We start from the raw sequence: 21,189 nt of genomic DNA on the forward strand, positions 1-21,189 counted from the left end.
TTGGGATCTCAGTCGACGCTCACTCAGGAGACCGGCAGCCGGCCGGGTCGAGCGCCGGCGGTGCCGAGTCGGAGGGCGTGGCGTCGGGTGCGGTGGTCGGATCGGTCCCGCCGGCGGTGGCCGCCGTGGTCGGGCTCGCGCTGAGGACCCCGTTCACCGACGCGCTGGGGCTGGTGGCCGGCGTCGGGGACGTCACGGGCGGGGTCGGGGATGGAGTGGGCGTGGGCGAGCCGGTCACCGCGCCCGAGTCGGGCAGGCAGAGCGGCTTCAGGTTCGGGTTGGTCGGCGTGTCGCTGGTCAGCTCCGCGAGCTGCCGCTCGGCGTCCGGCTCGCTCTTGGCACGGATGCCCACCTTGACCGTGTCCTGGGCGGCGACGGTCAGGTCGTCCAACCGGGTGCCGCTGGTGCGGTGCACGGTGGAGAGGTCCATCCCGGCGATCTGCCCCTGGATGCCGCGGAAGACGGCGACCTGGCCCTCGTCGGTGGCACCCACGTAGTACTGGCGCTGGGTGTACGTCCAGCCGGCGAAGAGTCCGCCGCCGAGGATCACCAGAAGGGCCACGGCCATGGCGGTGGCGCGTACCGGCCGGCGCTTGCGCGGTTCCGGCTCGTCGTCCGCGGCGGCGGGCTCCTCCGGCGCGGCGGGGCGCGGCGCGGAGAGCGCCGAGGCCCGGGCGGCCGGGGTCGAGTCGTCGGCGGAGGTGGCCATGCCCCGGTCCCGGGCGGCGGCACCGCCGACGATCGGGGTCGCCTCGACGATGTCGTGGTCGGTGGCATCGGCGATGATCACCGTGATGTTGTCCGGGCCGCCACCGCGCAGCGCGAGCTGCACCAGTCGCTCGACGCACTGCTGCGGATCGGTGTACTCGCGCAGGGTCTCGCCGATGGTGTCGGCGCTCACCACACCCGAGAGGCCGTCGCTACAGATCAGGTAGCGGTCACCGGGGAGCACCTGGCGGACCGAGTACTCCGGGTCGATGTCCCGGCCGTCCAGCGCGCGGGTCAGCAGCGACCGCTGTGGGTGGCTGCTGGCCTCCTCGGCGCTAATCCGGCCCTCGTCGACGAGCATCTGGACGTATGTGTCGTCCTTGGTGACCTGCGCGAACTCACCGTTGCGCAGCAGATAGGCCCGCGAGTCACCGATGTGGACCATCCCCAGCTTGCTGCCGGAGAAGAGGGTCGCCGTCAGTGTGGTGCCCATCCCCTCCAACTGCGGGTTGGCGTCCACCGTGTCGCGGAGCTGTTGGTTGGCGGTGCCCACGGCCGAACGCAGCGCGTCGACGAGGGCGTCCCCGGGGACATCCTCGTCGAGCGGCGCCATGGCACCGATGACGATGTTGCTGGCGACGTCACCGGCGGCCATGCCGCCCATGCCGTCGGCAACGGCGAGTAGCCGCGGCCCGGCGTAGACGGAGTCTTGATTGCCGTCACGGATCAGACCGCGGTCGCTGTGGGCCGCATAGCGCAGGGTCAGAGTCATGGCCGTAATTCGAGGGAAGTGCGGCCGATCCGGATCGGCACGCCGAGGGGTACGGGGGTTGGTCCGGTGACCTTAGCGCGATCGAGGTACGTGCCGTTAGTCGAGCCGAGATCCTCGACGAACCACTGGCCCTCGCGCGGTAGGAGTCTCGCGTGCCGCGCGGAGGCGTAGTCGTCGGTGATGACCAGGGTGGAGTCCTCGGCCCGACCGATGGTGATCTGCGCTTCACCGAGGGTGATGCGGGTACCGGCCAGCTGACCGGCGGTGACCACCAGCTGGTGGGCCGCCCTACCCCGCTTCGCCTTCGCCGGTTTGGCCGCCTGCCCCGTCGAGGCGCCAACCGCGCGCGGTGCCGCCACCAGGCGACCGGATCGGGCTCCCGCGAAAAGATCTCGGCGGATAACGCCGACCACCGTGAACACGAAGATCCACAGCAGGATCAGGAACCCGAACCGGGCAACGGTGATGACCAGTGCCGGCAAGGCGGCTCAGCCGTCCACGCGGAAGGTCAGCGTCGTGGTGCCGAGCTGGACCATGTCACCGGGGTTCAGCGCGACGGCGGAGACCCGCTGCCCGTTGACCATGGTGCCGTTGGTGGAACCCAGATCGGTCAGCACAACCTGGCCGCCGTCGAAATCCAGTCGGGCGTGTCGCCGGGAGATACCGACGTCGGGCAGGCGCAGGTTCGCCTGGTCGCCGCGACCGATCACCGTCGACCCCATCTGGAGCGGGTAGGTGCGCCCGTCACCGGAGACCAGCCGCACGTTGCGACCGCCACCGTGCCCGGGCGGCGGGCCGTAGCCGCCACCCTGGTCGTACGCGGGGTAGGCGGGCGGACCGGCGTCGTAGCCGGGCGCCGACACCGGGGCGACCTCGCCGCCGGTGTAGACCTCGGCGGTGACGCGGAACATTCCCGTGTCCAGGCCCTCGCCCCGCTCGATCTCCACGATCACGTCGCCGTAGACCGTCCAGGCCTGCTCGCCGATGAACTCCGCCTGCGACTGGGCCAGCTCCTGGGCCAGCGCGGCGGCGTACGGCGCCAGACGACTGTGGTCGAACGGCGAGAGATCGATCACGTAGCGGTTGGGCACCAACGTGCGCCCACCGGCCAGGATCGCCTTGTGCGCCTCGGCCTCCCGCTGCATGGCGTTGAGGATCTCCACGGGGTGGACCACCCCTTTGAAGACCTTGGCGAAAGCCCCTTCGACCAGGCCTTCTAGACGCTTCTCGAAGCGTTGCAGCACGCTCACCGGCTCCTCCTCGGGTCCCGAGGACATGATGGTATCCGGCCGGCGCGCGCGCAGCTCACACGCCGCTCGGCCGCCTGCTCCCGGCCCGTTCGGAAGGACCGGGACAGCCGTGCTAATCTTTCGTCCGCCACGAACGGTAACCGCTCGTGGCGAGCGTCTGGGACAGCGTAGTATTCCCGGGGCCTGTTGGAGACAGCGGGTTCGGGGCGGCTACAGTCTCCCGGGTTGTGCCACGGGGATGTGGCGGAATGGCAGACGCGCACGGTTCAGGTCCGTGTGCCCGAAAGGGCGTGGGGGTTCAACTCCCCCCATCCCCACCAAAAGGCGAGGGCTCCGCTTGATGCGGGGCCCTTCCGTCATATCGGGGCGTGCCGGGCGTCACGCTATGCTCCGATGGTTTCTGCCTCCGATGGACCAGGAGTGGCGTGTGAGTGTCGCGTTGGTGACCGGGTCGGGCGGTCTGATCGGCTCCGAGGCGGTCCGGCACTTCGCCGGCCTCGGTCTGGACGTCGTCGGCATCGACAACGACATGCGCCGGTACTTCTTCGGAGAGGACGGCTCCACCTCGTGGAGCCTGGAGCGGCTCGGCCGTGACCTCGGTAACTCCTACACCCACTACGCGGTGGACATCCGGGACCGGGACGGCCTGGAGCAGGTGTTCAAGAAGTACGGCTCGGACATCGCCGTGGTGATCCACAGCGCCGCGCAGCCCAGCCACGACTGGGCGGCCAAGGAGCCGTACACGGACTTCGACGTGAACGCCGGCGGCACCCTCAACATCCTGGAGAACACCCGTCGGCACGCGATCGACGCGCCGTTCATCCACTGCTCCACCAACAAGGTGTACGGCGACCGGCCCAACAGCCTGCCGTTGATCGAGCTCGAGACCCGGTACGAACTGCCCGAGGACCACCGCTGGTACGAGGGCATCACCGAGGAGATGTCGATCGATCACTCGTTGCACTCGGTCTTCGGCGCCTCGAAGGTGGCCGCCGACGTGATGGTGCAGGAGTACGGCCGCTACTTCGACATGAAGACCGCCTGCTTTCGGGGCGGCACCCTGACCGGCCCGGCCCACTCGGCCGCCGAGTTGCACGGATTCCTGGCGTACCTGATGCGCTGCGTCATGGAGGGTCGGACGTACAACCTGTTCGGCTACAAGGGCAAGATGGTCCGCGACGCGATCCACTCGCACGACGTGCTGACCGCGTTCGAGGCGTTCTTCCGGGCGCCCCGCTCGGCCGAGGTCTACAACCTCGGAGGCGGTCGGCACTCGAACACCTCCCACATCGAGGCGTTCGCGATCGCTCAGGAGATCACCGGCCGCGAGGCGCAGATCAACTACGTCGAGCAGAACCGCACCGGCGACCACCAGTGGTACGTGAGCAGCATGGCCCGGTTCGAGGCGCAGTACCCGGACTGGAAGATCACCTACGACGTGCCGATGATCCTGCGGGAGATCTACGAGGCGAACGTGGACAAGTGGGTGCCCCAGCCGTGACTCGCCAGACCAAGCGCAACGTGCTCGGCGTCCTCGTCGACGCCACCGACTACGCCTCGGCGACCGACGCGGTGGTGACCGCGGCGCACGAGCGACGGCCTTTCGCGCTGACGGCGCTGGCCGTGCACGGCGTGATGACGGGGGTGCTCGATCCGGCGCACAACGCCCGGTTGAACTCCTTCGACCTGGTCACCCCGGATGGGCAGCCGGTGCGCTGGGCGCTCAACCTGCTGCACGACGCCGGGCTCACCGACCGGGTCTACGGGCCGACGCTGACGCTGCACGTGCTCTCCCGGTTCGCCGACGAGGGTCTGCCCGTCTACCTGTACGGCTCGACCGAGGAGACGCTGGCCAAGCTGATCCCGGCGTTGGAGCGGATGTTCCCGGCCCTGAAGATCGCCGGGGTGGAGCCGTCGAAGTTCCGCGCGGTCCAGCCGGGCGAGGACGCGGAGATCGCCGACCGGATCCGGTCCAGCGGCGCCCGGCTCGTCCTGGTCGGGCTCGGCTGCCCGCGCCAGGAGGTCTTCACGTACGCCATGCGCCCGCTGCTGGACATGCCGATGATGGCGGTCGGCGCCGCGTTCGACTACCACGCCGGGCTGCTGCGCCAGCCTCCGCCGTGGATGCAGCGCGTCGGCCTGGAGTGGTTCTGGCGGCTTAGCCTGGAGCCGAAGCGGCTGTGGCGTCGCTACGTGATCCTCAACCCGGCCTACCTGGCTCGGCTCGCCGGCCAGAAGACCGGCCTGTGGAAGCCCCGCCCGCCGGCCCCGGCGACCGAGCGGCCGGCGACCTTCGCGGTCTGACAACCGATCAGGTACGACACGAGGCCCCACCGGGATCGTCCGGATGGGGCCTCGTCCCTGGGGAACAGGTCAGACGGTCAGGGTCCAGCTGGCGATGTAGCCGGTGTCCGCTGAGTAGACGTCGCGCACCTGGAGTCGCCAGGTGCCGTCCGCGGCTTCGCCGGACAGGTTGACCGTGTACGTGGTGTTCACGTTGTCGGCGCTGTCCGAGCTGCTGCTGTCCTTCAGCCGGTACGAGCTGCCGTCCGGGGCGAGCAGGTCGATCACCAGGTCACCACGGTAGGTGTGCACGATGTTCACCGCCGCCGTGGAGGCCGACGAGGCGTTGCGGCCACAGCCGGAGATGGGGACCATGGCGGTCACCGCCGCGCCGGCGTCCGGGATCGTCAGCGCGGCGCCGTTGGTGCCGCTGCAGCCGGTGGGCGGCGGGGTGGTGCCGCCGCTGCCCACGTAGAGCAGCAGGTTCGGTGAGCCCGAGCCGACATTGCTGATCACGTTCGGGGTGGCGTTGGACACCAGCTGGTTGCGTACCTGAGCCGGGGTCCAGCTCGGGTTGACGCTCGCCACCAGAGCCGCCGCCCCGACCACGTGCGGTGTGGCCATCGAGGTGCCGCTGATCGTGTTGGTCGCGGTGTTGCTGGTGTACCAGGCCGAGGTGATCGACGAGCCGGGCGCGAAGATGTCCAGGCAGCTGCCGATGTTGGAGAACGACGAGCGGGCATCCGTGTTGGTGGTCGAGCCCACCGTGATGGCCTCCGCGGTCCGCGCCGGCGAGGTGTTGCAGGCGTTCGCGCCGTTGTCGTTGCCGGCCGCGAGACCGTACGTGACGCCGGAGGCGATCGAGTTACGGACGGCGGTGTCCAGCGAGCTGTTCGCTCCGCCGCCGAGGCTCATGTTCGCCACGGCGGGCTTGATCGCGTTCTGGGTGACCCAGTCGACGCCGGCGATCACACCGGCGCTGGTGCCACTGCCGGAGCAGTTCATCACCCGTACGCCGACCAACTGGACGGCCTTGGCCACGCCGTACGTCGAGCCGCCGACAGTGCCGGCGACGTGCGTCCCGTGCCCGTTGCAGTCGTCGGCCGACCCGCCGTCCACCGCGTCGTAGCCGGAGGTGGCCCGGCCACCGAAGTCGTTGTGGGAGAACTTGATGCCGGTGTCGATGATGTAGGCGTGCACGTTGCTCGCCGTGTTCGGGTACGTGTAGGAGTTGTCCAGCGGCAGGTTGCGCTGGTCGATGCGGTCGAGACCCCAGGACGGCGGGTTGGCCTGCGTTCCGGAGATGGACACGGTGTGGTTCTGCTCGACGTACGCGACGGCCGGGTCGGCGGCGATCCGTGCCGCTGCCGACGCGCTGACGGTGACCTCGAAGCCCCGCAGTGCGGTGCCGTAGGTGCGGGCGATCTTTCCGCCGTGCCGGGCGGTAAGCCGTTGCGCGGTGTCACCGACCCGGTTGGGCGCCACGGTGCTGTCCTTGAGGACGACGATGTAGCTGTCCGGCACGGCGGTGGCTCCGCCAGCCTCCCGTACGACGCCCACCGGCTCGGCGGCCAGAGCCGGGGCACCGACGGCCAGCACGGTCGCGGTGGCCACCCCGACAAGTGCGGACCTGAGTGGAAGACCCATCTCCCTACCTCCCTCCGACCGGCGTCGAAGCGCGACCACCGGCTTTTCCAATCGACGCTTGCCGATCTCGCTGAGAGTAGGTCGGCCGGTCCGACAGATAAACATGTCGAAACGTCCATCACCCGGATGGGATGCCCCCTACGGGATCGGCTTCCGGGGCCAACGGGGGTCCGGCCCGGATTCGCCGCGCCGGCGGACGGGAAAGACTCTCCGACATGGAGAGTCAGCTCACCATCCTGTTGCCGGTCGCCGCCGTCTGGCTGGCCGCCGGGGTCCTGGCCGACCGACTGCCCCGGCTGCGCGACGCGCGTGCGCTTCGTCGGCGTACCGGATGGTTGCTGGCGCTCGCGCTGGTCGGCGTCGCGCTGATCGCGGCGGTGGCCATCGGCGGCTTGTCGAGCGCCGGCACCGCACCGATCGATCATGCCGCGGCCGGGCTCACCCTCGCCACGGGGCCGGCGCTCGTGGTGGCCGTCTGCTCGGTACGTCGAATCCGCCGCCTGCGGGCCGGGGCCGGCGCGTTCGACACCGCACCCGGCACGCCCGCCCCGCACGGGCTGCGTGCCGCCGCGGCCCACCCGCTGGTCGGCGTGCCGTTGCAGGTAACCGCCCTGGCGACACTGCCGGCGGTGATCGCGGCAGCCGGCGCGGACCTCGGCGCCGAACCCGGGGTCACCGGACCGGCGATCACCGTCGGCGCACTGGCGGTGGCGACCATCGGCGTCCGACACGCGCTGCGGCACAGCCGGCTCATCGAGCGGGCGCAGCCCGCCACCGCCACGCGGTCAGCGCGAGCGGCCGGCCCCCTGCACGTATAGGAGCTCCAGGATCGCCCGGGTCGCCTCGAACCAGCGGTCCAGCCAGCCGGGCGGCGGCACGCTGCCCTTCGGCGGCAGCTCCAGCAGCAGGCCACGCAGCAGCGGGTGATCGGCCAGCGAACTGGTGGGCTCGATCGGCCAGCCGTCCGGGGGGAACGACGGCTCTACCAACGGGTTAGGGTCCAGCGACGGCAGCGAGAGCGGCGGGTCCATCGGCTCCGGGTCCGACACCTCCCGCCCGTCCAGCTCCTGGTCGGTCGAGACCACCTCGGTCAGCACGGTGTCTCGACGCGCCCCGCGGTACTTGCCACCGAAGCGCTCCGGCTTGGCCGGACCGTTGGTGAGGTTCTCTGAACCGATCGTCGTCATCCGTCTCGCCTGCCTCGCTCGGTTGCGGGTCGGTGCGGCGGGTCGTCGACCAGGCCGCACCGACGGGTTCAACGACGCGGGCCCGCTCTGGCGACGGGAATCCCGGCGGAACCTGGCAGCGGTCGGGCCGGCGGAGCGCGGACATGGAACGTCCCCGCCCGGTCGAGGACCGGACGGGGACGTTCATCGACCACTCGGTCAGGCCGAGCCCAACACACCACCCCTGGCTCCGGCAACGAAGGCACGCCAGTCACCGGGAGCGAAGACCAGGGCCGGACCGGCCTTGTCCTTCGAATCCCGGACGCCGACCGCACCGGTCACGTACGCCACTTCCACGCAGTTGTCGCAGTTGGGCCCGCTCTTCGAGCTCTTGAACCACGTCGCCTGCGTCAGGTCCACGGGGAACCTCTTGGTCGCCATTTCGGCTCCTCTGCCAGTTTTGCGATGTGTGCGACGGACTCCTCCGGACGAATGGCCGCAGCGCGGATGTGATCGAAGATGAAGCTGTACTTCTGCAGTTCGTCGCTCTTCTCAAGGAAAAGCCCACCCGTGGCGTTCTCCGCGTACACAACATCCGGATCACCGGGCTCAGGGAAGCTGAGGATCGTGAAGGTGCCGTCCATGCCGGCGTGCGCACCCACCTCGAAGGGGAGGATCTGGAGCGTCACGTTCGGCAACTCGGCTACCTCGACCAACCGCCTGAGTTGGCCGCGCATCACCTCGTCCCCGCCCACCGGCCGACTTACCACCGCCTCATCGAGCACCACCCACAGATCGACCGGATCGTCCTGGGTCAACAACGACTGACGGCCCAGACGGACACGCACCCTTTGATGTACCTGATCGGCCGTGAAGTCCGGACGGGCGGCGCGGATCATCGCCCCGGCGTACTCCTCGGTCTCCAACAGGCCGGGGACGACCTGCTGTTCGTACGCCCGGATGGAGCTGGCTGCCGCCTCCAGGCCGACGTACGCCCCGACCAGCACCGTGCTGTACGGATGCCACCAGCCCTTCTGTCGGGCTTCCCGGGCGATCTGCACGAGTTCGTCGCTCTCGGCGCCCACGACGCCGTAGATCCGCAGCATGTCCCGCACGTCGCGCGGGGTGGCCGTGGTGTGGCCCGTCTCTATTCGGGAGACCTTGGACGCCGAGCACTCCAACTGCTCGGCCACCACCTCGATGGTGATCCCCGCCGACTCCCGCTGCCGGCGCAGCTCGGCACCGAGCCGTCGCCGTCTGATCGTCGGGCTGCGCCGTTCACTCATTGCGCGGCCTCGGCATTTCTGGCTCTCGCCGCTGGTTGCTCGACCCCACTCTCGGGCTACCTCCGGTCGACGCGCCCACTGGTTGCCGCTCGCCGGGGGCGCGACCGTCGACCGGCGAGCGTTCGCGACGAGGGGTGGTGCCGGTCATCGGCCGGCCGCGACGGGCGAAACCGGCCCTCAGTGTGCCGCCCACACGCGGATCGCTTCAAGCGCCGCTTTGCGTGGCGAACTCACGTATCGGCAAAAGTCGACGTGCAACTTGCATGAAGCACGTCGCTGATGCACTCTGTCCGTATGGCTCGGATCACTCAGCGTTCCGGTCCGCTCTCCGGGAGTGGTGAACCCACTGACCCCGGGCAGCCGGACGGCACGCCGGCCCGGCCAGCGACACCCGGACCTGCGCCGGGGTAAAGACCCCACCGCTGCAAGCCAGCTGACTGCGGCGGTGGGCGCGGTTCCCGGCAGCAGTCAGGTGATGGTCGGGTGGCGGCACGCCACCAGCGGGTACGGCCCGACCACCACCAACACCAGACGGTCCACGAGGCGCGATCCCGCAACCGGGCCGAGACATCCCAGACCAGTCACCGCCGGCATCCCGCCGGCTTACCCTCCCCAGGAGCCCATGTGCTTCCCCGCTCCGGTGACGTTCTGCACGTGACTCGCGCGGCGAGTGTCCAATTCCTCAGACCGATCATGTTCCGGGTGATCCGGGTGCTCGACTGGCCGACCTACGACGGTTGGCTCTGGCTCGACGGCTACGAGCTCAACGCCGGCGGCGACGCCGTCAACCGTCGGTCGATCTTCGTACAGCGGGAAGGGCTGCAACAGGTGCAGGCCGCGCCGGTGCCCCGCCCGCACACCGTACGGACCCGGCGACCGGTTACCCGTACGCCGGTCAGAGTCGGCTGACCAGCGCGATCCGCCGCGGGTAGGCGTGCCGTCGCCATAGAATCAGTACGCCCACCCCGGCACCGTTCCAACCGCACGTCCAGGACCCTGAGCCTGGGATGGTCATGGTCAATCAGCCCGCCGTGCGGCGGCACCACCGCTGGAGTATCACCTACGCTCTCGGACTACTCGCCCTCCTCGGGGCCCTGACCATCGTCGTGGTCCTGGTCCACGATCCGGCGTCGTCGTCCACCCGGCTGGCCGTTCCGGTACCGGCGCCGGAGATCACCGTGGCCGGCTCCGATCCGCCCGTGGACGAGTACGGCTGGATCGGCGCCGACATCCCCGACGGGTACGCCGGGGCGGCGGCCGACGCGACCGGCCCGGCCACCGGTTCCGGTGCCGGCGGTCAGGCCGACGGCCAGCAGGCACTCGCCGGGACGACGTCGGGCAGCCACCACGGCACCGACGTACGCCGGTCGCTCTTCTGGTCCGGGATCTCCGGCCTCACCATCTCGCTCGCCGGCCTCGGCCTCGTCGGCACCCGCCGCCGAAGGTGGTGATAACCGGTCACGGCGTGGCCGTCGCCGTCGGGCTCGGGCTGGTCGACGTGCCGGGCGGCGACGGCCGGGCCTGGGAGATCACCACCAGCACCTCCTGGTCGGTCGGCACCAGGGTGCCGGCCTCCGGATCGGTCCGCACCACCGTGCCCGGCGGCAGCTCCGACGAGCGGTACACCACCCGGTAGCTCAGGCCCAGTCTCTCCAGCAGTCCTTCGGCGGTCGACTGCGGAAGGCCGGTCAGCGGCGGCACCGGTATCTGCGCTTCCTCGGTGGTCGCCGCCGGGCTGCTCGGCGTCGCGCTGGTGGGCGCCGCCGACGTCGGGGCGCTGCTGCTCGGCGCGGCGGTGACGCTGGCCGGCGGGACGGACGGCGTGGTCGGGTCGTCGGGGTCGTCCTCCCGCGCGCTCAACACCACCCACAGGGCCGCACCGAGCAGGGCGGCGAACAACAACGCGAGTACGCCCCAGAGGATCGGCAGCCACCACCGACGGCCGCCCTGCTCCTCCACGTACCAGTCCGCAGACGGCTCGGCCGGTCGAGGTGCCCGTACCTCGGCCCGCCCCGACCACGACGGTGGCGTCGACCGCTCCGCCGGCATCCGCGTCGTCCGGTCCGCCGAAGACGCAGACGCGGCCCGGTCAATGGGCATCGTCTCGTCCGGCGAAGCGCCACCGCCTGACGCGGCCCGGTCGATGGGCATCGTCTCGTCCGGCGAAGCGGTCGGTTGCGGCGGCGGTGGGCGGTCGCCGCCGGCAGGCGGCAGAGGGCGCGTGCGGTCGTCGTCGGGTGTCCCGGCGGGCGGCTCCTGGCGGTCGTCGCTCATCGCACGTCCCTTCCCGAACCGGGCGGGCGCCCTGGCCCTCGACGTCAACCTAACCGCCCAGGTCGACATCGGCCGGTATCGGTGGCACGAACCGCGTGCCGCCGGCGGGTCGGGGCCGCTCGGGTCAGGAGGTGGGCTTCGCGGTCGGCTGGCTCGGTGGGGCCGCCGCGCCGCACCAGATGCTGACCTCGTCGTTCCAGCGGGCCGGACCGTCCTCGGCCGGTTCCTGCCGGCTGACCTTTCCACTGCGCCCGCTGCGGTAACTCGGGTAGAGCCCCTCTTCGACCAACTCTTCCGCTGCCTTGGCGCAGTCGTCGCCGACCACGTCCGGCACTTCGGCGGCGGGCGGTGGCCCAGCGATCTGCAGTTGAACCGTGGTGCCCCGGGTCACCGGAGTACCCACCGCCGGCGAGGCGCTCACCACCGTGCGTCCGGTGCCGCCGCCGAAGACCAGCCGCCAACCCAACCGTTGTTTACGCAGCATCTCGCGCGCCTGGAGGAAGTCGGCCCCGACCACCGGGGGCACGGTCAGCCCGGTCCCCTTCGTCGCGGAGGCGGTCGTGCGGGGAGCGGACGGGGTGGTCCGGCCGGTGGTCGGCCGAGACGAGGTGGCCTCCTCGGTCGGTGTACCTGCCGTGGTGGCGACCGCCTGCGGGGTCGTCGGGGACTTGTCGTCCTCGCCGGCCAGCAGCCAACCGCCGGTCGCGCCGACCACGGCGAGGAGCACCGCGACCAGTCCGCCACCGAGCAGCACGCCAGCTCGGCCGCCGTCACCGCCGTCCCGGCCACCGGAGGATTCCTGCCGACCCGTGTTCGCGTCCGTCATACCGTCCACCGCCTCATCACCGGCGACCGTACCGTTCGCCGCCCACCACGTTGCGCCGACGGTCCGTACCGGCGGGTCACTGCGACTCGCCGCACCGACGACGGGACGTTACGCTGCCCGGCATGGCCAGACGGGGCTGGGGAGTATCGATCGCGACGGCGGTCGGGGTCGCTGCCGGCGCGGGCGCCGCGCAACTGGGCTTCGGCTACGGGCTCGGCGTCATCACCTGGACGCCCACCGAGGCCGGGTCCAACGGCACGGCCTGGGCCGACGGCCTCGCCTGGGCCACCTGGCTCGCCGCCAGCTCCACTGTGCTGGGAGCTGTCTGCGCGCAGCGACTGCACCAGCGTGCCGCGCCCACGCCGACGACCGGCGCCCCACCGGCGAACGAGGCTGACCTGCCGCAGTCGCCGGCGCTCACGCCGGGCCAACCGACCCGGCCCGAGGGCGCCGACGTGGCGCAGGATCGGCCGGTCATCGATCGGGCCGAACCGGTGCCCGTCGAGCACCCCGGCCTGTTCCGCCGGCTGTCCCTGGCGCTCGGCGCCGGGCTCGGTGGACTGGTCACCGTACTGCTGGTCGCCGTACCGGCTCGGGTCGCCGCAGGTGCCGACACCGGCGCGCCGCAGCGGGTCGCGGCCCTGCACGCGGCGCTGGGAATCCTAATCGGCGTCCTCGTCGCGCTCTGGGCGCTGCGTTCCCGCACGGTCGCGGTGAACATCACCGCGACGGCCGCCTGGCTGTGGCTGCTCGCCGTGGTCTCGGTCATCGACGGTGTACGCGTCGGACGCGGGCTGACCGGCGCCCAACTTGGCACCTGGCAGCTCGACCCGGACCACGGGCGGTACTGGATCGGAGGCCAGATCTACTGGCCCGGCGCGCTGCTGGCGCTCGTACCCGCGCTTCTGATCGGCGCCCTCGCCGCCCGCGGCGCCGCGCGTCCGGGCGGACACCGGGTGGGCGCGGCGGCCTCCGGTGCGGCCGGCCCGCTGCTCGTCGCGCTCGCCTACCTGACCACCGTGCCGAGGTGGGCGGCCCCCGGCCCGGCACAGTTCTCGACCCAGCTCATCGCCCCGTACGCGGTGATCGCCGGGGTCGGCGGCTCGATACTTGTCGCTCGACTCGCCGAGCGGGCCGGTCACCAACGTGCCGCCGACCGCCGACCGAACGCCCCGGCCGCCGGTCCGGACGCCGCCTCGACGGGTGCATCCGCGAACCCCGAGTCGGGCGACGTGTCCGACCCGACGTCGACCGCTTCGACCGGCCGACGCGACCCGGCGTCGGCCCCTCCGGCCGGCTCACCCGGCTCGACGTCGGCCTCTTCGGCGGACTTCACCCGGGCCGGAGGGCTCCCGACCGAACGGACGACGCCCACGAGAGAGGGCGCGGCGGACGCCGGGCGATCCGGACGCCGCGCCCGCTCGGTGACCGACGCCGCGGCCGGCACGGCAACCCGACGCGGCAGGACGCCGTCGACACCGACAAGCCCGCCCGGGGACCAGCCAACCGACGCGACCACGACCGCACCCCGCGTCCCGGCCCCCCGCCGCAACCCCGACGCCGCACTCTCAACCGACGCCGCACCGTCAACCGACGCCCCAACCGCGCCCCGAGCCCGCCCACCCCGCCGCCCCACCACCTGACCCCCACCGCCACCCACCCCGTCCCTCCCCGCGCGCACCCGACCGAGCTGAGTCGATCATGAAGTTATTGCCGCGACACGCCGAGGCGGCTGGCAATAACTTCATGATCGACAGGTTGAGGCGGGGTGGGGGCCTGAGGGGGTGGGGGGTGGTTACTGGACGGGCCAGGTGTGGACTGGTTCGTTGGTGCGTTGGAGTTCGGCGTAGCGCTTGACCATGTGGTGCAGGGCTGCCGGGCGGTCCATGCCGTGGTGGCGCTCCGCCGCCCAGACCGCCTCGGTCTGCCAGACGGAGCCGTTGCGACCGGTACGGCACCGCTGCTCGATGATGCCGAGCAGCCGGTCCCGTTGCGCCGGCGCGACGCCGAAGCCGTCCAGTCCGGTCGCGGCGACGGGCAGCAACTGATCGAGTACGAGCTTGGTGACCGGCACGTCACCGACTCCGGGCCAGTGCAGCACGGCGTCCAGACCACGGCGGGCCGCCGAGTGGAAGTTCTCTTCGGCCGAGGAGAAGGTGAGCTGACTCCAGATCGGTCGGTCGGCCTCGGCCAGACCACGGACCAGCCCGAAGTAGAAGGCCGCGTTGGCCAGCATGTCCACCACGGTGGGACCAGCGGGCAGCACACGGTTCTCCACCCGCAGGTGCGGGCGGCCGTTCATGATGTCGTAGACCGGGCGGTTCCAGCGGTAGACCGTGCCGTTGTGCAGCCGCAGCTCGCTGAGTTGGGGCACCCCGCCGGCGTGCAGCACCTCCACCGGGTCCTCGTCCTTGCAGATCGGCAGCAGTGGTGGGAAGTACCGGACGTTCTCCTCGAACAAATCGAAGATCGAGGTGATCCACCGCTCGCCGAACCAGACCCGGGGGCGTACGCCCTGGGCCTTGAGTTCCTCCGGACGGGTGTCGGTGGCCTGCTTGAACAGGGCGATCCGGGTCTCGGCCCAGAGTTGGCGGCCGTAGAGGAAGGGCGAGTTCGCCCCGACCGCCACCTGCACTCCGGCGATGGCCTGGGACGCGTTCCAGTAGTCGGCGAAGCTGTCCGGCGCGACCTGGAGGTGGAACTGGAGACTCGTGCAGGCCGCCTCGGGGGCGATCGAGTCGGTGTGCGTCCGCAACTGCTCGACGCCACGGATGTCGAGTTCGATGGCCTCGCCCCGGGCGCCGACGATCTGGTCGTTGAGGACCCGGTAGCGCTCGTTGGTGGAGAGGTTGTCCTCGACCAGGTGCCCCTCGGTGAGGGTGGGCAGGATGCCGACCAGGACGATGTTCGCGTCGGACCTGGCCGCGCGCTCGTCGGCCCGGGAGAGGCTGCTGCTCAGGTCGTGTTCGTAGTCGGCGAACCCGGCGCCCTCGATCAGCCGGGGCTCCGCGTTCAACTCCAGGTTGAACTGCCCCAACTCGGTCTGAAAGAGCGGATCGGCGATCTCGGCGAGGATCTCCTCGTTGCGCATCGCCGGCTCGGCCGCCGAGTCGACCAGGTTCAGCTCGATCTCGAGGCCGGTCATCGGCCGGTCGGCGTCGAACCCGAAGTCGTCGAGCATCAGGGCGAAGACGTCGAGGCACCGCCGGACCTTCTGCCGGTAGCGGACGCGGTCCTCCCGGGTGAAGGCGCCCTGCGAGACGTCCCTGCCCATGTGTCCTCCCGACAACCGGCGCGGTCGGGATTCTGCCGTCCCGGAAGCGCATTGTGAACCATCAACGGTAAGAGCGCTCGCCTGGCCGGGGCCAGAGGCCGACGACGGTGATCCGACGCCGGCCGAGTGGATTCGCTCGTGGCGCCATCTCTACCCCGTCGCCGCCACGGCGGACCCCACGGAGGCAAGAACAAGTCGTGACAATTCACACGCGCTCGGCACGGACGACGCCGGGCCCGCGCCGACGTGCGGCGCGGGCCCGGCGTACGGGTGATCCGTGGGATCAGGCCTGGCGGACGGCCTCGCCCTCGATCTCGATCTTGATCTTCTTGCCGACCAGCACGCCGCCGGTCTCCAGGGCGACGTTCCAGGTCAGACCGAACTCCTCGCGGTCGATCTCGGTGCTCGCGGAGAAGCCGAAGATGTCCTGGCCGAACGGGCTGCGGCCCACGCCCTCGAACTCGACCTCCAGCTCGACCGGACGGGTGACGCCCTTGACGGTCAGCTCACCGTCGAGCACGAACTCGTTGCCCTTGCGGGACTTGACGCCGGTGCTGCGGAACTCCAGGGTCGGGAACTGCTCCGCGTCGAGGAACTCAGGGCTGCGCAGGTGCGCGTCCCGGTCGTCCTGAGTGGTGTCGATGCTGGCGGCCTGGATGGTCGCGACGACCGAGGACTGCAGCGGTTCCTCGGCGATGGTGATGGTGGCGGTCGCCTCGTTGAACTCACCGCGGACCTTGCTCACCATCATGTGCCGGGCGACGAAGCCGACCCGCTTGTGCGCCGCGTCCAGCACGTAGGTGCCGGCCGCCGGGATGGTGAGACCGTCCCAGTCGCGGGTAACCGCGTCGATGCTGCTGGTCATGACTGGTGTCCTCCAGAGGATTGTTTAGTAGCCCAACGACTGCTTAAGCAAATATAACCTCAACAACATTCCCCGTGTCAAGTACTGGTAGGGTTAACGAGTGACCAACGTGTTCGACGACCCCCGGATCACTGCGGTTGGCCTCCTGTACGAGGCCCACGCCGGGCTCTCCGCCCGGTTCGCCGCCCAACTCGAGGAGCACGGCCTCTCCCAGGTCGAGTTCGAGGTGATCACCCGACTGGCCCGCTCGCCCGGCAACCAGCTACGGATGACCGACCTCGCCGCACAGACCTCACTGTCCACCAGCGGGGTGACCCGGGTGGTGGACCGGATGGAACGCGACGGACTGCTCACCCGTCGAGCATGCCCGAACGACCGCCGCAGCTCGTACGCGGTGGTCACCGCCTCCGGAATGCAGCGGCTCGACGAGACGCTGCCCGGGCACCTGCGGATCATCGAACAGTGGTTCACCGGCCAACTCGAACCCGAGGCGCTGGCGGCACTGCTCGACGGCCTGCGGCGGGTGCGGGACGCGGTCCATCCTGGCGCGACCGCCGGCAGTACCGAGCAGGAGACGGCCGACGACTGCGACCCGACCTGACCGTCGGCCCGCAGGAAGGGCTTCCGGGCGGTACCGGCAGAAGGACCGGCAGAACTGACCCCCGAGACCGGACAAACCTCTTGAAAAACACCAACTTCCCCGGCAACGGTGGCAGGCTTTCGCCCACCGGGGAATCACCGGGGGGTGACGGCGCGGGCGAACAGCGAGGGGTAGCACCAAGGGGGCTCTTCGCCCGCGCCACTCTCCATCCGGCGGTCCATCGAGGCCGACCGGCCACCGCTCACCGTTCGGTGGCTCCACCCCGCGCGGCGATCAGCGCGTAGAGCAGCCCGGACTCCTGCGGCAGCAGTCGGATCCCGGTGTCCTCGCAGACCTGGTCCAGACGATCGAGGACCGTCGGATCCCCGGTGCTCGCGGCGAGGCCCACCAGCGCCTCCACGACGTCCCGGCGATCGTGACCGGCCTCGACGGCGGCCGCGAACCACTCGGCCGCCAACTCCCGATCACCCCGGTGCAGCGCCAGGTTCCCCTCGATCAGCGCGCAGATCCCCGCCTCCGGTCCGCTCCACGACAACACAGTGTCGTCCGACCGTGGTCGCGGCAGTCCGACCCGCTCCATCCACTGCCGTCCCGGCACGGCGACGGTCGCCTCGGCGCCGCCGGCGCGCAGCTCGGTGAGCACCTCGGTCGCCTCGGCGGCACGGCCGTCCTGAGCGAGCGCCAGACCGACCGTGCCGAGCACCCGACGACGATGTCCCGGGTCGCCCAGCTCGAACAGCGCCGCCACCGCACGCCGCCCCTGGTCGACGGCGTCGGCGTACCGGCCCTCCAGGCGGGACACCTCGGCCCGGTTGGCCCAGGCCAGCACGCGCAACCGCTGCTCACCCCCCTCAGCCGCGAGCCGGTCCACGGCGGCCAGCCGCCGCCGTGCCGCCGCCAGGTCGCCGACGCGGATCTCGTGCCAGGCAAGGCTGTTCTGCGCCACCGCCAGATCACGCGTACGACCGTTGCGGGCGGCGAGCCGGAGCACCGCCTCGGCCTGTTCCCGCGCCTCGTCGTGCCCGCCGACGGTGGTCAGCAGAGCACCCAGCACCCCGCGCGCCTCCAACTCGCCGGTCACGTCGCCGGAGTGTCGGAAGATCTCCAACGCGGCGCGTGCCCTGGGTAACTCTTCTGCCTCAGCACCGTGTTCGGCCGCGAGCCGTGCTATCCCGAGGCTGGCCCAGCCGCGCAGGATCGGGTCCGCGTCGGCGGTTCGCGGGTCGGCCAGCAGACGTCGCAGCCACTGCCGCCCGGCGACGTCCCGGCCGCGGAAGCGCCACCAGCGGGGGAGGCAGGCGGCGAGCCGGAGCACGGTCAGGGGGTCATCGGTGGCCGCGTGGGCGAGCGCGGAGCTGATATCGCTGCTCAGCTGGTCGAGCCGGTGCACCGCGTCGAGCATCCGTGGGCCGGCCAGCTCGGCGGCGGTCCGCGCCACGAGGCGGGCGGTCACCTCCGCGTGCCGACGGCGTACGCAGGTCAGCTCACCGCCGCCGACCGCCTGCTCCACGGCGAAGTCACGGACCGCGTCGAGCAGGCGGAACCGGAACGGCCCGGTGCCGCGAACGCTCAGCAGGCCCAGCTCGACCAGGCGGTCCAACACCGGGACCGGATCGATGGCGACGGTCCCGTCCCGGTCGGCCTCGTCGGCGAGCATCTCCTCGGCCATCTCCACCGACCACCGGTTGCCGAACATGGCGAGTCGCCGCAGCGCGTCGCGCTCGTGCGGCGCGAGCAGGCGGTAGCTGGTCGCCACCGCGTCCCGCAGGGTCACCGCCACCGACGCCCGCGTGGCATCGGTGGCGTACGGACGGCGGGCCGCCGACTCCGGCCCGTCCCACCGGGCACGGGTCTCCTCGGCCGAGGTGGTCAGGTCGAGGACGCGGTCGCCGTACCGGTCGAGCAGTTCGGTGAGGTCGAGCAGCCGCCCCCGGGCGGCCATCAGCTCGATGGCCAGTGGCAGGCCACCCAGCCGGCGGACCAGGGCGGCCAGTGCCGGTAGCTCGTCGGGGCCGGGCGGTTCCCGACGGACCTGGGCGAGCCGTGCGATGAACAGCGCGACCGCTGGCCACGAGACGAGCGTGGCCGGACCGGATTGTTCGCCGTCCGGCGGCGGTACCTCGAGCGGGGCGACCGGCCAGACCCGTTCGCCGGGTAGCCCGACCGGATGCCGGCCGGTGACCAGCACCCGCAGCGACGGCAGTACGGTGCCCAACCGGTGGAGTGTCTCGGCCACCGGGCCGGGGGCGCGCTCAACGGCGTCCATGACCAGCAGCGCCCGCCGGCCGGCGAGGCGGGCGACCAGTTCCGGTAACCGGGCGGCGCCGAGGACGGTCATCGAGGCCGCGAGGACGTCCGGTCCGTCCGAGCCCTCGCCGACCAGCACGCCGGCCACACCGCCCGGATGCGCCCGTGCCGCCGCGTGGGCCACGGCGAGCGCGAGCGCGGTCTTGCCGACACCGGCCAGGCCGACGAGGCTGATCAGCCGTGGTCCGTGGTCCGCGGTCAGCATCGCGGCCAACTCGGTGACATCGCGATCGCGTCCGATCAGGGCGACCGGCGGCGGGAGGGCGACCGGCGCGTCGGCTCGGGTGGCTTGCGCCGTCGCGACGCCGACCGTGCCCGGGCCGACATCCGACGGCGGCTCGCCGCCGACGAGGCCGCGGGCCGTGGCCAGGAATGCCGCCCGGACGGGACCGGTCAACCCCAACGCCGTGGCGAGCAGATCGACGGTGGTGCGCTGTGGCCGGACCGACCGGCCACGCTCCAGATCCCGCACCGTCCGCACACCGACTCGGGCGCGGGACGCCAGTTCCGCCTGGGTCAGACCGGCGGCGCGTCGATGCGCACGGAGCAGCGCCGGCAGCCCGCTACGATCGGCCGGGCTCCGCGACCACCCATGATCCGGAGTCATGGGCACGAAGAGTACGGTTCGCCTCCGACCATCGGCAGTCGAACGTCGTCCTGCCGACGTCCGCTCGCCGATAATCCGACAGCGGAATGGTCGATCGACCGGGAGCGGTCGGTAACCCCCGGGATCGCCCGAGGGGTGGGATCAGAGGCCCAGATCCCGGGCGATGATCATGCGTTGCACCTCGCTGGTGCCCTCGCCGATCTCCAGGATCTTGGAGTCCCGCCAGAACCGGGCGACCGGGTACTCGTTCATGAATCCGTAGCCGCCGTGGATCTGGGTGGCCTCCCGGGCGTTGTCCACCGCGATCGTGCTCGCGTGCAGCTTCGCGATGGCGGCCTGCCGCTTGAACGGCTCGCCGGCAAGCATCCGGGCGGCGGCGTCGTAGTAGGCCAGGCGGGCGGTATGCGCCTTCAGCTCCATGTCCGCGATCTTGAACTGGATGGCCTGGTTGTCGCCGATCGGCCGGCCGAAGGCGTGCCGCTCCTTCGCGTACGTGATGGACTCGTCGACGCAGCCCTGGGCGAGGCCGACGGCCAACGCGGCGATCGCGATCCGACCCTCGTCGAGGATCCGCAGGAACTGGGCGAAGCCCCGACCCCGCTCGCCGAGCAGGTTGGCCGCCGGCACCCGGCAGTCGTCGAAGGTCAGCTCGTGGGTGTCCGAGGCGGTCCAACCGACCTTGGAGTAACCCGGAGCCACCGTGAATCCGGGCGTGCCGGTGGGCACGATGATCGTCGACAACTCCTTGGAGCCGTCCGGGTTGGTGCCGGTCACCGCCGTGACCGTCACCATGGCGGTGATGTCGGTGCCCGAGTTGGTGATGAACGCCTTCGACCCGTTGATCACCCACTCGTCGCCGTCCAGCACCGCGCGGGTCTGGGTGCCGGCGGCGTCGGAACCGGTGCCCGGCTCGGTGAGGCCGAAGCCGGCCAGAGCCTCCCCGCTGAGCAGCCGGGGCAGCCAGGTGGCCTTCTGCTCCTCGCTGCCGAAGCGGTAGATCGGCATCGCGCCGAGCGAGACGGCCGCCTCCAACGTGATAGCCACGCTGGAGTCGACCCGGGCCAACTCCTCCAGGGCCAGGCACAGCGCGAAGTAGTCGCCGCCCATCCCGCCGTGCTCCTCGTCGAAGGGCAGGCCGAACAGGCCCATCTTGCCCATCTGCCGGATCACCTCGTACGGGAATGTGTGCCGCTCGTAGTGCTCGGCGATCACCGGGGCGACCACCTCGCGGGCGAAGTCCCGCACGCTCGCCCGTAGCGCCGCTTGTTCGTCGGTGAGCCGGAAGTCCATCTCATCCTCCTGGTGGGACGGTGCCCTCGACGC

The 21,189-nt window shown here is 71.2% G+C and carries 20 protein-coding genes and 1 tRNA gene; 8 read left to right on the forward strand and 13 right to left on the reverse strand.

The window, feature by feature from the left end:
• Positions 1 to 19: 19 nt before the first annotated feature.
• The 3 genes from ACLQ25_RS07535 to ACLQ25_RS07545 are packed head-to-tail and all read right to left on the reverse strand — an operon-like array spanning position 20 to position 2,757.
• Positions 20 to 1,480: a PP2C family protein-serine/threonine phosphatase gene (locus ACLQ25_RS07535; RefSeq protein ID WP_425730168.1), complete on the reverse strand. Its 1,461-nt coding sequence runs from the start codon at positions 1,478 to 1,480 to the stop codon at positions 20 to 22.
• Positions 1,477 to 1,962, reverse strand: a complete 486-nt coding sequence (locus ACLQ25_RS07540) for an FHA domain-containing protein FhaB/FipA (RefSeq protein ID WP_355048517.1) — start codon at positions 1,960 to 1,962, stop codon at positions 1,477 to 1,479. The genes ACLQ25_RS07535 and ACLQ25_RS07540 overlap by 4 nt, the downstream gene beginning before the upstream one ends.
• A 6-nt stretch (positions 1,963 to 1,968) precedes the next feature.
• On the reverse strand, positions 1,969 to 2,757 hold the full coding sequence (locus ACLQ25_RS07545) for an FhaA domain-containing protein (RefSeq protein ID WP_007454122.1): 789 nt from the start codon (positions 2,755 to 2,757) through the stop codon (positions 1,969 to 1,971).
• A gap of 207 nt (positions 2,758 to 2,964) precedes the next feature.
• Here ACLQ25_RS07545 and ACLQ25_RS07550 point away from each other — a divergent pair.
• The 3 genes from ACLQ25_RS07550 (at position 2,965) to ACLQ25_RS07560 (ending at position 5,034) form a co-directional block, all read left to right on the forward strand.
• A tRNA-Leu gene (locus ACLQ25_RS07550) sits at positions 2,965 to 3,050 on the forward strand.
• 65 nt (positions 3,051 to 3,115) lie between these two features.
• The gene (locus ACLQ25_RS07555; protein ID WP_425730169.1) at positions 3,116 to 4,231 is read left to right on the forward strand and encodes an NAD-dependent epimerase/dehydratase family protein; all 1,116 of its coding nucleotides are present in this window, start codon (positions 3,116 to 3,118) and stop codon (positions 4,229 to 4,231) included.
• Positions 4,228 to 5,034 carry a WecB/TagA/CpsF family glycosyltransferase gene (locus ACLQ25_RS07560; protein ID WP_425730170.1) on the forward strand — a complete coding sequence of 269 codons (807 nt, stop codon included), beginning with the start codon at positions 4,228 to 4,230 and terminating at the stop codon, positions 5,032 to 5,034. Before ACLQ25_RS07555 ends, ACLQ25_RS07560 begins: the two co-directional genes overlap by 4 nt.
• A 69-nt stretch (positions 5,035 to 5,103) precedes the next feature.
• Here the strand turns inward: ACLQ25_RS07560 and ACLQ25_RS07565 are convergent, their stop codons facing one another.
• A complete protein-coding gene (locus ACLQ25_RS07565) occupies positions 5,104 to 6,660 on the reverse strand; it encodes a S8 family peptidase (protein ID WP_425730171.1) in 1,557 nt (518 codons plus the stop codon).
• 215 nt (positions 6,661 to 6,875) lie between these two features.
• On the opposite strand from ACLQ25_RS07565, the gene ACLQ25_RS07570 reads away from it, so the two are divergent.
• Positions 6,876 to 7,478, forward strand: a complete 603-nt coding sequence (locus ACLQ25_RS07570; RefSeq protein WP_425730172.1) for a hypothetical protein — start codon at positions 6,876 to 6,878, stop codon at positions 7,476 to 7,478.
• Here ACLQ25_RS07570 and ACLQ25_RS07575 read toward each other — a convergent pair.
• The 3 genes from ACLQ25_RS07575 to ACLQ25_RS07585 form a co-directional block, all read right to left on the reverse strand.
• Positions 7,446 to 7,847 (reverse strand): hypothetical protein, encoded by a 402-nt coding sequence (locus tag ACLQ25_RS07575; RefSeq protein ID WP_355048522.1) that lies wholly within the window; start codon positions 7,845 to 7,847, stop codon positions 7,446 to 7,448. The two genes, ACLQ25_RS07570 and ACLQ25_RS07575, sit on opposite strands and share 33 nt — an antisense overlap.
• Before the next feature lie 198 nt (positions 7,848 to 8,045).
• Positions 8,046 to 8,267, reverse strand: a complete 222-nt coding sequence (locus ACLQ25_RS07580; RefSeq protein ID WP_355048523.1) for a DUF397 domain-containing protein — start codon at positions 8,265 to 8,267, stop codon at positions 8,046 to 8,048.
• On the reverse strand, positions 8,237 to 9,112 hold the full coding sequence (locus tag ACLQ25_RS07585) for a helix-turn-helix domain-containing protein (protein ID WP_234584497.1): 876 nt from the start codon (positions 9,110 to 9,112) through the stop codon (positions 8,237 to 8,239). The genes ACLQ25_RS07580 and ACLQ25_RS07585 overlap by 31 nt, the downstream gene beginning before the upstream one ends.
• Before the next feature lie 624 nt (positions 9,113 to 9,736).
• Here ACLQ25_RS07585 and ACLQ25_RS07590 point away from each other — a divergent pair.
• Together ACLQ25_RS07590 and ACLQ25_RS07595 are read left to right on the forward strand one after the other, a co-directional pair.
• Positions 9,737 to 10,021, forward strand: coding sequence for a hypothetical protein (locus tag ACLQ25_RS07590; RefSeq protein WP_425730173.1), 285 nt, complete (start codon positions 9,737 to 9,739; stop codon positions 10,019 to 10,021).
• 98 nt (positions 10,022 to 10,119) lie between these two features.
• Positions 10,120 to 10,563 carry a hypothetical protein gene (locus tag ACLQ25_RS07595; protein WP_425730174.1) on the forward strand — a complete coding sequence of 148 codons (444 nt, stop codon included), beginning with the start codon at positions 10,120 to 10,122 and terminating at the stop codon, positions 10,561 to 10,563.
• Between the two features lie 7 nt (positions 10,564 to 10,570).
• On the opposite strand, the gene ACLQ25_RS07600 is transcribed toward ACLQ25_RS07595, so the two are convergent.
• Both ACLQ25_RS07600 and ACLQ25_RS07605 read right to left on the reverse strand, forming a co-directional pair.
• Positions 10,571 to 11,386 carry a PASTA domain-containing protein gene (locus ACLQ25_RS07600; protein ID WP_425730175.1) on the reverse strand — a complete coding sequence of 272 codons (816 nt, stop codon included), beginning with the start codon at positions 11,384 to 11,386 and terminating at the stop codon, positions 10,571 to 10,573.
• 124 nt (positions 11,387 to 11,510) lie between these two features.
• Positions 11,511 to 12,212, reverse strand: coding sequence for a PASTA domain-containing protein (locus ACLQ25_RS07605; protein ID WP_425730176.1), 702 nt, complete (start codon positions 12,210 to 12,212; stop codon positions 11,511 to 11,513).
• Positions 12,213 to 12,334: 122 nt separating this feature from the next.
• Here ACLQ25_RS07605 and ACLQ25_RS07610 point away from each other — a divergent pair, with 122 nt between their 5' ends.
• Positions 12,335 to 13,855, forward strand: a complete 1,521-nt coding sequence (locus ACLQ25_RS07610) for a hypothetical protein (protein WP_425730177.1) — start codon at positions 12,335 to 12,337, stop codon at positions 13,853 to 13,855.
• 152 nt (positions 13,856 to 14,007) lie between these two features.
• Here the strand turns inward: ACLQ25_RS07610 and ACLQ25_RS07615 are convergent, their stop codons facing one another.
• Both ACLQ25_RS07615 and ACLQ25_RS07620 read right to left on the reverse strand, forming a co-directional pair.
• A complete protein-coding gene (locus ACLQ25_RS07615) occupies positions 14,008 to 15,486 on the reverse strand; it encodes a glutamate--cysteine ligase (protein WP_425730178.1) in 1,479 nt (492 codons plus the stop codon).
• A 283-nt stretch (positions 15,487 to 15,769) separates the two neighbouring features.
• On the reverse strand, positions 15,770 to 16,351 hold the full coding sequence (locus ACLQ25_RS07620) for a YceI family protein (protein ID WP_425730179.1): 582 nt from the start codon (positions 16,349 to 16,351) through the stop codon (positions 15,770 to 15,772).
• A 100-nt stretch (positions 16,352 to 16,451) separates the two neighbouring features.
• Here ACLQ25_RS07620 and ACLQ25_RS07625 point away from each other — a divergent pair, with 100 nt between their 5' ends.
• Positions 16,452 to 16,952 (forward strand): MarR family winged helix-turn-helix transcriptional regulator, encoded by a 501-nt coding sequence (locus ACLQ25_RS07625; RefSeq protein ID WP_355048531.1) that lies wholly within the window; start codon positions 16,452 to 16,454, stop codon positions 16,950 to 16,952.
• A gap of 241 nt (positions 16,953 to 17,193) precedes the next feature.
• On the opposite strand, the gene ACLQ25_RS07630 is transcribed toward ACLQ25_RS07625, so the two are convergent.
• On the reverse strand, positions 17,194 to 19,866 hold the full coding sequence (locus tag ACLQ25_RS07630; RefSeq protein WP_425730180.1) for an ATP-binding protein: 2,673 nt from the start codon (positions 19,864 to 19,866) through the stop codon (positions 17,194 to 17,196).
• A 141-nt stretch (positions 19,867 to 20,007) separates the two neighbouring features.
• On the reverse strand, positions 20,008 to 21,156 hold the full coding sequence (locus tag ACLQ25_RS07635; protein WP_425730181.1) for an acyl-CoA dehydrogenase family protein: 1,149 nt from the start codon (positions 21,154 to 21,156) through the stop codon (positions 20,008 to 20,010).
• Positions 21,157 to 21,189: the final 33 nt, after the last annotated feature.

Origin of the sequence: Micromonospora sp. DT44, assembly GCF_049841635.1 — a bacterium.
Classification (GTDB): Bacteria; Actinomycetota; Actinomycetes; order Mycobacteriales; family Micromonosporaceae; genus Micromonospora.